Origin of the sequence: Halopseudomonas pertucinogena (genome assembly GCF_014646575.1) — a bacterium.
In the GTDB taxonomy this organism is placed as follows: domain Bacteria; phylum Pseudomonadota; class Gammaproteobacteria; order Pseudomonadales; family Pseudomonadaceae; genus Halopseudomonas; species Halopseudomonas pertucinogena.
The window spans coordinates 1,095,421-1,107,422 of sequence record NZ_BMNN01000001.1 but is presented as its reverse complement, the minus strand read 5'-3'; the positions used below and the strand labels follow the sequence as shown (position 1 = coordinate 1,107,422).

The window sequence follows — 12,002 nt, the reverse complement described above, 5'->3', positions numbered from 1 at the left end:
TTGAGCAGCTTGGCGATGGCCAGCGAGTTCAGGTCGTCGTTGCTCTCGACCAGAATGGCGCGGTCGGCACCCAGTGCCAGGGCGGTACGCAGCTGCTCCTGGGCAGCGGTCGGGCCCACGGTGACCGCAACGATTTCGGTGGCGACACCCTTTTCCTTCAGGCGTACGGCTTCTTCCACGGCGATTTCGCAGAAGGGGTTCATGGACATCTTGACGTTGGCGAGGTCGACACCGCTGTTGTCCGCCTTGACGCGAACCTTGACGTTGTAGTCAACCACGCGCTTGACCGCTACTAATACCTTCATGATTACCTCATGTATTCGCGTGACTGCAGACAAAATCCGTCTTGAAATATGACCAGATAATCAAATACAGTCATTAAAGGAACGAAATGCGCTTTTTTGAAAAGGCGCCCTATCATGCCGAGGCTATCTTCGGGGGTCAATAGCGGCCTGTCTAAAGTAGAATTGCCAGGCGCGGCGTCTTTACATCTTTACACTGGTGTGACGGGGCATGATTGCTATAATGCGCGCCCATGTGGCTATCACAACTACAAGCGACTTACGATTCGGCCTAAACGATTCAGGAGATAACAACAGTGGAACGCGAATTCATGGAGTTTGATGTCGTCATCGTCGGCGCCGGCCCAGCTGGTCTGTCTGCCGCCTGCCGCATCAAACAGCAAGCAGCCGACGCCGGCCAGGAGATCAGCGTCTGTGTCGTTGAAAAAGGCTCCGAAGTCGGTGCCCACATCCTGTCTGGTGCGGTGTTCGAGCCGCGAGCCCTGGAAGAGCTGTTCCCCAACTGGAAGGAGCTGGGTGCTCCACTGAACACCCCGGTCAAGCGTGATGACATTTATATGCTGACCAGCGAGGAAAAATCCAGCAAGTTGCCGAACATGTTCGTGCCGAAAACCATGCACAACGAAGGCAACTACATCATCTCCCTGGGTAATCTATGCCGCTGGCTGGCGGAGCAGGCAGAAGGGCTCGGCGTTGAAGTCTATCCCGGTTTTGCCGCTCAGGAAGCGCTGATTGATGAGAACGGCGTGGTCAAGGGCATCCTGACCGGCGATCTGGGTGTCGATCGCGAAGGCAACCCCAAGGAAGGCGTGTACACCCCGGGCATGGAACTGCGTGCCAAGTACACCCTGTTCGCTGAAGGCTGCCGCGGCCACATCGGCAAGCAGCTGATCAAGCGCTACAACCTGGCCTCCGACGCCGACGCTCAGCATTATGGCATCGGTATCAAGGAAATCTGGGACGTCGACCCCGCCAAGCACGAGCAGGGGCTGGTGGTGCATACCGCCGGCTGGCCGCTGGACATCATGGGCAGCGAGAACACCGGTGGTTCCTTCCTTTATCACATCGAGAACAACCAGGTGGTTGTCGGCCTGATCGTTGACCTGTCCTACAGCAACCCGCACCTGTCGCCCTTTGACGAGTTCCAGCGCTACAAGCACCATCCGGTGATCAAGCAGTACCTGGAAGGCGGCAAGCGTGTCTCCTACGGTGCCCGCGCGATCTGCAAGGGCGGCCTGAACTCCCTGCCGAAGATGGTCTTCCCCGGCGGCGCGCTGATCGGTTGTGATCTGGGCACCCTGAACTTCGCCAAGATCAAGGGCAGCCACACCGCCATGAAATCCGGCATGCTGGCCGCCGACGCGGTGGTTGAAGCGCTCAAGGCTGGCCGCGAAGGCGGTGACGAGCTGACCGGCTATGTGGACAGCTTCAAGGCGAGCTGGCTGTACGACGAGCTGTTCCGCTCGCGCAACTTCGGCCCGGCAATCCACAAGTTCGGCGCCCTGTTTGGCGGTGCGTTCAACTACATCGACCAGAACTGGTTCGGCGGCAAGATTCCGGTCACGCTGCATGACACCACGCCGGACCATGAGCGTCTGAAGAAGGCATCCGAAGCGCCGAAGATTGCCTATCCGAAGCCTGACGGCGTGATCAGCTTCGACAAGCTGTCGTCTGTCTTCATGTCCAACACCAACCATGAAGAAGAGCAGCCTGTTCACCTGAAACTGGCCGATCCGAGCATTCCGATCGAGCACAACCTGCCGCTGTACGACGAGCCTGCGCAGCGTTACTGCCCGGCCGGCGTGTACGAAGTGATCAGCAATGACGATGGCAGCAAGCGCTTCCAGATCAACGCGCAGAACTGCGTACACTGCAAGACCTGCGACATCAAGGACCCGGCCCAGAACATCAACTGGGTTGCTCCCGAGGGTGCAGGCGGGCCGAACTACCCGAACATGTAAGTGTGAGCGGTAGGCTCCAGCAACAGAAAAACCCGGCCATGTGCCGGGTTTTTCTTTGTTTTTCTTTCAGGCAGCGACCGGCGGTGCCTGCCCCGGCCCCCGCGGGTTGGACGGCAGCGGCGGCAGCCCGTGCAGCGCCCTCGCCCGCTGGCAGTCGGGACTCTCCAGGCCGTTCTCGCCATGAAAGGGAAATTCCCGACAGGTGCTGGAGCGGTTTTCATAGATGCTGCAACGTACCGCGCTGCCCACATCTCCCATCAGCGCTACGCAGCGCGGCTGCGGCTGGTTGGTGCCCTGCATGCAGCTCATGTGGGGCGTAACCTGCTCGATCAGACGATCCGGGACCACGCCCCCGGGTGCGCTGTCGCTCTCGCCCCAATAGAAGGAAACCCGGAAGGTGGAACAGCAGGCACCACAGTCAAGACAGGGTGAAAACTCGCTCATCGTATGGCAATCCTCAGCCGCTTTTCAAAGGAGGATTTTTACGCCGGTTCGCTGTCTCTCCACAAGAGGGGCGAGAAAAAATATCTTTAACCTGCTCCGCCCTGCCCGCCCCGGCGGCATTCGCTGCTACCATCAGTTCATCTTCATTCTTGTTATCGGGAGAGCCTGATGTCCGAAGTTGTTGCTGGTCTGGATCTTGAACGCCTGAGTCGCATCGCTGAACACCTCGACACTCAGTATCTTTCCCCGGGCAGGCTCCCCTGTGCCGTGACCGTCGTGGCGCGCAGGGGGCAGGTAGTGTGGCAGCAGGCACAGGGGCTGGCGGATGTGGAACGCAAGGTGCCGGCAGAAATGGATACCCTGTTCCGCATCTATTCGATGACCAAGCCGATCACCTCAGTGGCGTTGATGCAGCTCTATGAGCAGGGGCGATTCCTCCTGGACGACCCGGTACACAAATACATTCCCAGCTGGCGCAACCTGCAGGTGTACAAGTCCGGCGTCTACCCGGACTTCGTCACCGTCCCCGCCCAGCGCCCGATGACCATTCGGGATCTGCTGAGCCATCAGTCCGGTCTCAGCTACGGCTTCTCCTGCCGCACCAATGTTGACGCGGCCTACCGCCAGCTCAGACTGGACGGCCACTCGGGCCTGTCGCTGGAAGACCTGATCGACGAGCTGTCCCGCCTTCCGCTGGAGTTTTCGCCGGGCACCGCATGGAACTACTCGCTGGCCACCGACGTGTGCGGCTACCTGATCCAGGTGCTGTCCGGCCAGCCGCTGGACGAGTATTTTGCCGACCACATCCTCAATCCGCTGAACATGTCGGATACCTTCTTCACTGTGCCCGGCGACCGGCTGGATCGCTTCGCCGCCTGCTACCAGCACCAGCCCGGCGATACCTTCAGCCTGCAGGACGATCCGCAGACCTCCCACTTCACCCGGCCCCACGGCTACCTGTCCGGCGGGGGCGGGCTGGTCTCCACGATCGGCGATTTCTACCGGTTCGCCCAGGCTCTGGCCAACGGCGGTGAACTGGATGGCGCGCGCATCATCGGGCGCAAGACCCTCGAGTTCATGCGCATGAATCACCTGCCCAACGGAGCGGATCTGCCCAGCGTGAGTACCGGTGGCTTCAGCGAGACGCCCTACGATGGTTCCGGGTTCGGCCTGGGGTTCGCAGTGAAGACGGATATCGCCAGATCCCAGACCATCGGCTCGCCGGGGGAATACGGCTGGGGCGGCATGGCCGGCACTACCTTCTTCATCGATCCGGTGGAGGACCTGCTGGTGGTGTTCATGACCCAGTTGATCCCCTCCTCCGCCTATGCGGTGCGCCAGGAGCTGCGTGCCCTGGTTTATGGGGCGCTGGTGGACTGAGAAAGGTCAATGGGGCGCGGGCGGCGCAGAATCAGCGCCCCTTAGAGGTCGACCCGCCCCCGCAGGGATTTGATCCTGCCGCGCTGGGTCTTGCCGTCAACCCGGCGCTTCTGTGAGGCCCTGGTCGGCCGCGTCGGGCGGCGAGGCTTTTCAACCACCGTGGCATCACGGATGAGCTGCACCAGCCGGGCGATGGCATCTTCGCGATTCTTTTCCTGAGTGCGGAACTGCTGGGCCTTGATCACCACTATCCCTTCTCTGGTGATGCGCGCGTCGCGCCAGGCCAGCAGCCGCTCCTTGTAGAACTCCGGCAGGCTTGAGGCGCGGATGTCGAACCGCAGGTGAATGGCGCTGGACACCTTGTTGACGTTCTGGCCGCCGGAACCCTGGGCTCGGATGGCCGTGAACTCAAGCTCATCCTCATCCAGTGACACCGTTGCCGACAGACTGATCACACCGCTCTCCCGTTCTGCATTGCCTTGTGCGTCTCAAGGATACAGGACCTCAGTCCCAACCGGGCACTCCTCGACGGATAAGCCTGGAGAATGCCGGGTCATCCCCCGCTGCCCTGGCCTTGTCGGTAATTCTGCCCCGACGCTGCAGATCCTCCAGCTGCAGGCCCGGCATCATCCCGCCCACGTCGTGGACATAGGCCGGCAGATATCCGGTCAACAACAACCGATAGTCCAGCGGCAAGCCCTCGACGATCTGTTTCATCATCGAGAAGACGATGGTTGTGCAGTTGCCGGTGACCGTATGGTAGAAGCGCGGATGCTCGGCCAGCTGGTTGGCCTGCACCACAAAGGAGCGGAACAGTTCCCGGGCGTCCGTCGGGCTGAGGTTGATCCGGTACAGCCACAGGTCCTCGTTGCGCACGTTGCTGCGTACCCGCACCACGTCCCGCTCGTCCGAGGCGATGATACTCAGCTCGAACTGCTTGAAGAAGCCGCCGATCTCGGAAAAACTCTCGTGCTGTTCCCGGCGGATCTCCACGGAAAAGGCCACATGCTCGCCGTCATCAAAACCGAAGGACACCAGCACATGGGCGATGCTGGACAAGCCCCAGTAGGAGGTGATCATGTCTACCGCGCGCAGGCGCCGCAGGTCATATTCCCGGCTCTCCCAGCGGATGTCATAGTCCTCGGTGCTGCGCCACTCGAAGTTGCGCACGTTATCCAGCCGTATGCGGTTGCGCTCCACCTCGCCGGTGGTGATATGAGCCAGTTCATCGGCCCATTTGCGCTCATGGCTCGGCTGAATACCCGTCCACCATAACAGCAACAGCCCCAGTAGCAGCACATAGGCCAGCGTACCCTGCCAGCCGCTCGGCCCGGCCCACAGCCAGTACAGGCAACCGGCCATGCCCAACATCCATAGCCCGCACCAGCCGAGCCTGCCGAGCATGCCGCCCGGGGCCTGATACCAGAGTGCAAGCAACGCCCAGATGCTGCTGAGCAGCACGAACAGGGTGACGATGGACAGCAAAAAGGTGCGTAGCAGCATGGGGTGCCTGTAAAAATTTTTGCCCATCCTACGCCAAAGACAGGAGCGGGGTACAGAGCTCGGGTCGAGCCAGACGGCGGGTCTAGAGCTGCCCCTCGATGGGCAGCCAGCCGAGGAGCCAGGCGGCCGAGCGACGGAAGCGACTGGCTCCGGGCTCGCTGTGCAGCTGCTCATCGCCGGCCTTCCAGCGCAGCTGTCCGGTATCGTTCAGTACCAGCTCATAGGCGAAGTCATCTGTGGTCCAGTGACTGAACAGGCTTACCAGCTCCATGGCCAGCTCGGGCTGGTGCACCAGCACCCCGGCTTCGGTGTTCAGTACGATGGACCGTGGGTCCAGATTCACCGAGCCGACAAAGAGCCGCTCCCGGTCAAAGACGAACGCCTTGGCATGCAGGCTTGCCTGTGATTCTCCGAGAATTGCGCTCGTGTGCGACTGCTCGCCGGCCTGCCGGCGCAGTTCCCACAGCCGCACGCCACCTTCAAGCAGAGGCTTGCGATAGCTGGCATAGGCGCTGTGCACGGCCAGCACGTCAGTGGAAGCCAGGGAATTGGTCAGCACCCGGACATCGACCCCATGCCTGACCAGATCGATCAGGAACACTTCACCCCGGGAACCAGGAATGAAGTACGCCGACATCAGCAGTAACTCCTCCTTGCTAAGGCGCACCTGGTTCATCAGCTTGCGGCCGAGGATCGGCTCCTGATTGGTTGCATGACCGGGATCCGCCTTGGTGGGTGGGTCGGAAAGCCACTGCGCCTCTCCCCAGTGCCACACAATGCGATCATCCCTCAACATGCGGCTGAACGGTGAGCGCCGCACCGCCGCCAGATAGGCGCTGCCATCCTGGCGGGTCCGATGATCCCTGAGCCGCTTCCGCAGGCGCTGTTCGGCCGCATCGCCTGGCCGGCGGGTCATATGGTCTACCGGTACCGATTCGTTGGCATTCCAGTAATCATCGAAGCTGCGCGCTACCTCGCGGCTGATGAAGCCCATGCCGAGGATGTCTATGTCCTGAAAATCCATCAGGCTCAGGGAGAAATACTCGTCGCCGATGTTGCGCCCACCCGTGATGAACATCTGGCTGTCGACGATCATCAGTTTGTTGTGCATGCGGTAATTGATCCGCCCGAACTCTCCAAGCTTGCTGAAGTACTTCAAAACCTGACCACGCAGCGTCAGCGGATTAAACAGCTTTATCTGGATATTGGGATGATGGTTGAGCGTCGCTACATCGAAGTCACGCAGGCCACTGCCGATGTCATCCAGCAGCAGGCGCACCCGCACACCCCGGTCCGCTGCGCTGAGCAGGCGCTCGGCGATCAGGCCTCCGGTGACGTCGCCGCGGTAGATGTAGTACTGCAGATCCAGGCTGCGCTGGGCCTTGTCGATCATCGCCAGCCGGGCTGCCAGCGCATCGGTGCCGGTATGCACCAGGGTGAAGCCGGACAGGGTTTCGCTGTCCGGCGGCTGATGGGCGCGCACGTAGCGGCCGATTTCCGAGTCGCGATCCGGCAGCACAGCGTAGCTCGGTGGGACTGTCTTCTGCGGCAACGAACTGGCGCAACCGACGAGTATCGCCAGCGCGCACAGCAACCAAATCCATCTCACCGAGTCCCTTTTCACCTGCCGACGCCTCATCAATAACCTGCGCCAAGTCTAGCAGCCGGCTGGCTTGAGGCGTATACGCAGTCGTAGCGGGCATCACCTTGCCGGGTCGGTCACCACCAGTTGATACTCGGCCAGCCGCTGGCCACGGGTGTGCATCACCACGTAACCCTGATTGGCGGGCTGCAGGCCCTGTTCCAGGGCCGCCTGGTGCAGCGCACGCCAGGTGCTTGCCGGATCATTGTGGGCACCGTCGAAGCTGGTGCTCAGTACGGTCACCGCCGGATGCTCGACCAGGTGGTAACCACCCAGATTGCCGCGGTTCGAGGCCACCGGATAGGAGACGTACAGCCGGGTGGCATCCGCCGTCTGGCCTGCCATGTTCTCGATGTGCAGCGTCAGGGGGCCGGCCAGTTGCAGCTTGGCCCGGTGCGCTGCAGCGGTGCCGACCCGCAGAGCCATTGCCCGCATCTGTTTTTCCAGCCTGGCCGCGCTGGTCTGCAAGACCCGGCCGAACAGCAACGTGGGGGCACGCTGATGCAGGCTGACCCGGTAATCCACCCCGTCAGCTACGAACAGCATGGTCTGGCCGCTGCGTATATCCAGCTTCTGGCGCTCGGCCACTGGCAGCGGCGCGTAGTTGCCACATAGCGTGGATTGCAGCCTGCTGCGAGCAGCCTCGTCCACCAGCGTATTGCCGTTCAACGCCTGGCACACCTGTCGGTCATAGCCCTCCCAGGCCTGACGCAGCGCGCCGGCCTGTACCAGCTCCTCGATAAGCTCCGCTCGGGCGTTCTGCGCTGCCAGCAGCAGCGCGGTCTGCCCGCCCTGCCGGGCCTGGCCCTGTTCGATACCACCCACCCCGGTGTCGGTTCGCAACTGGGTGCGTGCGTGGACATTGGCGCCGCGCTGCAAAAGCAGCCGCAGGCTGTCCAGCTGGTTCTGCTCGGCGGCGCTCATCAGGGCCGTCTTGCCCCAGCCATTGGCCAGGTCCACCGGCATGCCGGCCTCGAGCAGCAGACGCAGGTTGTCCGCCCGCCCGACAGCCGCCAGGGTAGCGGGGCTGTTATCCGGCCCGCTACCCCAGCGCTCGCCCAGGGCGCCCTTTTCGTAATGGATGAAGTCCGCGACGACGTGAGCCGGTGCGTCATTCAGCAGCACGCTGTACAGGGTGGCAAATTGTCGGCCGCGCTCCAGGTCACCGGGGGCCGGCGCAATGGCGTAACGCGGTTGCCAGCTTACTCCCGCCGCCAGCGGCAGGGATACTGGCTGTGTGGGTGCAGCCAGGCTTTCCACTGCCCGCGCCAGGGTTTCATGCAGCAGCAACTGTGCAGCGCTGACGGCGTCCGCCTCGTTCAGCCCCTGGCCTATATACAACCGGCGCAGTTCATCCATCGTCGGTTGCAACAGCGGCAGCAGGCGGCGGTAGGCCTGCTTGTTCTGCGGATTGCGTTCAGTCCACTGGAACAGCGACTCCAGCACCTGATCATGGCGTTGGCGTACCGCCCCTTCCCTGCCGTGGCGCTGCAGGGAATCCACACCCAGCAAGGGTAGATTCAGCAGCGTCCACTGGGTTTCCTTCCAGTCCTGGAAGTTGTCCCGACGCTCATGCTGAGCCATACCGGCCAGCGGGCTGCCGACCATGACATCCAGCTCGGCCTGCAATTGACTGTAGATGGACAGCCCGGCCAGGGTATTGGTGCGCGGCGGAGTCAGATAGCTCTGATACAGACACAGGCGTTGCAGGCTACTGCCATTGAGGGCGTACAGGCCGGCGTAGGCGGACTCGCCCCGTGCCGCCGGGGAATGAAAGCCCCAGGTTTCGTTGACCAGCACGAGGTTCCGGCCCTGCCGATGGAACACATCAATGGCGCCGTAATCGCCGGTCTGTGATGAAGCGGCGTGAGCGCGGCCACCGTAGTTGGGCTGCTCGGCCACCCAGAACGCCAGGGTAGCGTCGTCCAGCAGCGGCTGACCATTCACCACCAGACCCCGGGCGCGGGTCTGATAGCCCGCGAAGACCCCGGCGTTATACAGTTCCACCTCTACCTGCTGGCCGCCCACCGAAGCCGATCCCGAGTCGGCATTGCTGCCGGCCAGCATCTGCACCTCCGGCAAGCGCGCCGGCGATGGCATGCCGTGGCGTTGCAGGTCCTGATTCAGCTCCCGCTCAAGAGTCTGGCAACTGCTGTCCCGGTCATCCACGAGCCTATACTCGGCGTAACTGGCCCAGGCATTCTGCCCGGCCGGCGCCGGTACACGGCTGGAGGCCCACTCATCCATCTGACGCGCCCGTTGGCGATACAGCGCCGACAGACAGGCAATCGCCTGTTCATCCCGGGCCTGCCCTTCATTGACCGGGCACAGTTCCCCCCGGCTCAGCAGCCATTGGCGGTGATTGGCTGCCAGCAGCATGCCGCCCATCCAGTCCAGTTGCTGTTTCAGCTGGTGCTGGCGGTGGACCAGAGTGCGATCCAGCTGCGCGAGGCCGTCGTCTGCGCAGATCTGCCGGTGTACCTTCGGCAGCGCACCTTCGCAGGCAAAACTGGCTCGGGTCTGCACTACCGGCTGCCGCAGCTTTGGCGTGGTATCCACTGGTGGCTTGGGCGGCACCGGCGCAGCGCACCCGGCCAGCACCCCGGTGAGGATCAATGCATAAGGAACAACAGCTCTTGCCGGCATGGTTACGTCCTTGAATCAATTGATAAAAATGGCTGTGCCGTAGATCACGTAGGTTTCCGCACCCTGATTGGGCGGCGGCGGGAAGGGACCGGCACTGCGTACTGCCTGCTCGGCAGCAGCGTCCAGCAGCTCATCCCCGCAACGATCGATCTCATAACCCACTACCCGCCCATTGCTGTCCACGGTGATTTCATAGGGGATATAGCATTGGCGCTTGAAGTCATCGGGATCGCCCTTGTACCCCGGTGGCGGCTTGTACACCGAGCCTTCCGGACGTTTCAGATTCGCGGTTACCCGGTGCTTCACCGTATCGGCATAGGCCGCGGGGACCGGACGGCTGCGCACCGGCTCGGAGCTCGGCGGCGCCACCGGCGGAGCTGCCCATTCCTGATTCGCACCGAAACTGTGCACCGGCGGGCCGGATGGCGGCGCCGGGGCCGGTTGCGGTCGTGGTGCCGGTCGGGGCGGCGTGGGTCTGGTTTCCGGCTTCGGCTCGCGCGCGGGCTGAGGTTCGGGCTCCGGCTCGGGCTCTGGGATTGGCTCGGGCTCCGGTATCGGCTCGGGTTCGGGTTCGGGTTCTGGCTCTGGTTCCGGCAACGCAGCTACCAGCTCCACTGCGATCGGCTGCATCTCGGGCTTTATCGGCTGACTGAAACGGCTGCCCATTACCAAGATCAGCAGCGCCCCATGGATTGCCAGCGATAGACCCAGCACCAGCAGACGCACACCCCAGCGGCGCGCCCGGGGCTCATTGACGGCACGCATCAGGGCTCCAGCTCTTCGGCGGCTACCAGGCTGATACGCGCGTAACCGGCCTTCTGCAGCGTGTTCATGACCCGCATCAGGGTGCCGTATTCCACCGCTTGGTCTCCCCGCAGGAACAAGCGCGTTTCAAGGTTGCGGGCGGTCACTCCATGGGTCACCTCGGCCAGATGTTGCAGGGTTACCGCCTGTTCCTGGACAAACAGCTGGCCGTCGGTCTGGACGCTGATATACACCGGCTCGGTGGGTAGTGGCGAAGGTGTCGCTGCATTGCTCGGCAGATCGACAGGCACATCAACCGTTGCCAGTGGTGCAGCCACCATGAAAATGATCAGCAGCACCAGGATCACATCCACAAAGGGGGTGATATTGATCTCGGCGTTCTGCTGGTAATTGTGACGCTTGACCGTTGGGCCTGAATCCAGCTGGATACCCATATCAGTGCCCCTCGTCGAATTGCCTTGAAACCGAGGCCAGCAGCTCAGCCGAGAAGTTATCCAGGCTGCCGACAAAGCCGTTGATGTCCCGGGCGAACTTGTTGAAGATCATCACCGCCGGAATCGCTGCGAACAGGCCCAGCGCGGTGGCCAACAGGGCTTCGGCGATCCCCGGAGCAACCACAGCGAGACTGGCACTTTTTGCCGTGGCGATGCCGGCAAAGCTGTTGAGAATACCCCACACGGTGCCGAACAGGCCGATGAAGGGTGCCGTCGCGCCGATGGTCGCCAGCACGCCCATCATGCCGCCCAGCCGGGCAAGATCACGTTCCTGAACAATGCTTGCGGTGAGCGCCATGCGCTGCAGCAGCCGGTTGATCTGATCAGCGCTGGCATTGCTCCCCCGATGCTGATTGAAGTGCCGCAGCTCGGCCTGGGCCGCGAACCACATGCGACCCAGCGCGCTGTGATTGGCCCGTTGCTCCGCCTCGGCGGTCTCACCGGCGCGGAACAGGCGCAGGAACTGATTATTCTTACGCCGGGCTGAGGCAAAGGTAATCAGCTTCTCGAACAGGATGGCCCAGCTCAGCAGAGACATCAGCACCAGCAGCACCATGACCGACTTCACCACCAGATCGGCCTGGGTAAACATCTCCCGTACGCCAAACCGCTCTCCTGTCGCCAGGCCTGCGGCCACTTCGGCGGTCGGCTCATCTGCCAGCTGGGTTGCCGGCACGCTGGCAGGGTCGGCGCCCACCTGGGCCAGCACGAACCCGGCGCTGATGGCGCTGAGGGCGAACAGACACAGCAGAGACAGCCAACGCAGTTTTGCCTGCCAGCCACGCGCGCGGATCGAGGGTGTAGAAACATCCATGGATAGGTCCTTCTTGTTCTTGTTGTGGTTTCGGGTTGTTCAATCAGTCGG

Annotated in this window: 11 protein-coding genes; 2 read left to right on the top strand and 9 right to left on the bottom strand. The window is 62.4% G+C overall.

Features of this window, described 5'->3' with window-relative positions; genetic code table 11:
- On the bottom strand, positions 1-305 hold a 305-nt coding region (locus tag IEW63_RS05285; protein WP_444542575.1), incomplete at its 3' end, for an electron transfer flavoprotein subunit beta/FixA family protein.
- Positions 306-598: 293 nt separating this feature from the next.
- On the opposite strand from IEW63_RS05285, the gene IEW63_RS05280 reads away from it, so the two are divergent.
- Positions 599-2,263 (top strand): electron transfer flavoprotein-ubiquinone oxidoreductase, encoded by a 1,665-nt coding sequence (locus IEW63_RS05280; protein ID WP_188635495.1) that lies wholly within the window; start codon positions 599-601, stop codon positions 2,261-2,263.
- 66 nt (positions 2,264-2,329) lie between these two features.
- Here the strand turns inward: IEW63_RS05280 and IEW63_RS05275 are convergent, their stop codons facing one another.
- The gene (locus tag IEW63_RS05275) at positions 2,330-2,707 is read right to left on the bottom strand and encodes a YkgJ family cysteine cluster protein (RefSeq protein ID WP_188635494.1); all 378 of its coding nucleotides are present in this window, start codon (positions 2,705-2,707) and stop codon (positions 2,330-2,332) included.
- A gap of 168 nt (positions 2,708-2,875) precedes the next feature.
- Between IEW63_RS05275 and IEW63_RS05270 the strand changes: the two genes are divergently transcribed.
- A complete protein-coding gene (locus tag IEW63_RS05270; protein ID WP_188635493.1) occupies positions 2,876-4,087 on the top strand; it encodes a serine hydrolase domain-containing protein in 1,212 nt (403 codons plus the stop codon).
- Between the two features lie 41 nt (positions 4,088-4,128).
- On the opposite strand, the gene arfB is transcribed toward IEW63_RS05270, so the two are convergent.
- From arfB to IEW63_RS05235, 7 genes are all read right to left on the bottom strand, one after another.
- Entirely contained in the window at positions 4,129-4,542 is a 414-nt protein-coding gene (arfB, locus tag IEW63_RS05265) for an alternative ribosome rescue aminoacyl-tRNA hydrolase ArfB (RefSeq protein ID WP_188635492.1), read from the bottom strand.
- Positions 4,543-4,591: 49 nt separating this feature from the next.
- Positions 4,592-5,590 (bottom strand): Lnb N-terminal periplasmic domain-containing protein, encoded by a 999-nt coding sequence (locus IEW63_RS05260; RefSeq protein ID WP_188635491.1) that lies wholly within the window; start codon positions 5,588-5,590, stop codon positions 4,592-4,594.
- Between the two features lie 82 nt (positions 5,591-5,672).
- Positions 5,673-7,199: a phospholipase D family protein gene (locus tag IEW63_RS05255; RefSeq protein ID WP_188635490.1), complete on the bottom strand. Its 1,527-nt coding sequence runs from the start codon at positions 7,197-7,199 to the stop codon at positions 5,673-5,675.
- 93 nt (positions 7,200-7,292) lie between these two features.
- On the bottom strand, positions 7,293-9,878 hold the full coding sequence (locus tag IEW63_RS14630) for an ankyrin repeat domain-containing protein (protein ID WP_229710330.1): 2,586 nt from the start codon (positions 9,876-9,878) through the stop codon (positions 7,293-7,295).
- A 15-nt stretch (positions 9,879-9,893) separates the two neighbouring features.
- Positions 9,894-10,643 carry an energy transducer TonB gene (locus IEW63_RS05245; protein ID WP_188635489.1) on the bottom strand — a complete coding sequence of 250 codons (750 nt, stop codon included), beginning with the start codon at positions 10,641-10,643 and terminating at the stop codon, positions 9,894-9,896.
- Positions 10,643-11,077: a TonB system transport protein ExbD gene (gene exbD / locus IEW63_RS05240; RefSeq protein ID WP_188635488.1), complete on the bottom strand. Its 435-nt coding sequence runs from the start codon at positions 11,075-11,077 to the stop codon at positions 10,643-10,645. Before exbD ends, IEW63_RS05245 begins: the two co-directional genes overlap by 1 nt.
- A gap of 1 nt (position 11,078) precedes the next feature.
- Positions 11,079-11,951 carry a MotA/TolQ/ExbB proton channel family protein gene (locus IEW63_RS05235; RefSeq protein ID WP_188635487.1) on the bottom strand — a complete coding sequence of 291 codons (873 nt, stop codon included), beginning with the start codon at positions 11,949-11,951 and terminating at the stop codon, positions 11,079-11,081.
- Between the last annotated feature and the right edge of the window lie 51 nt (positions 11,952-12,002).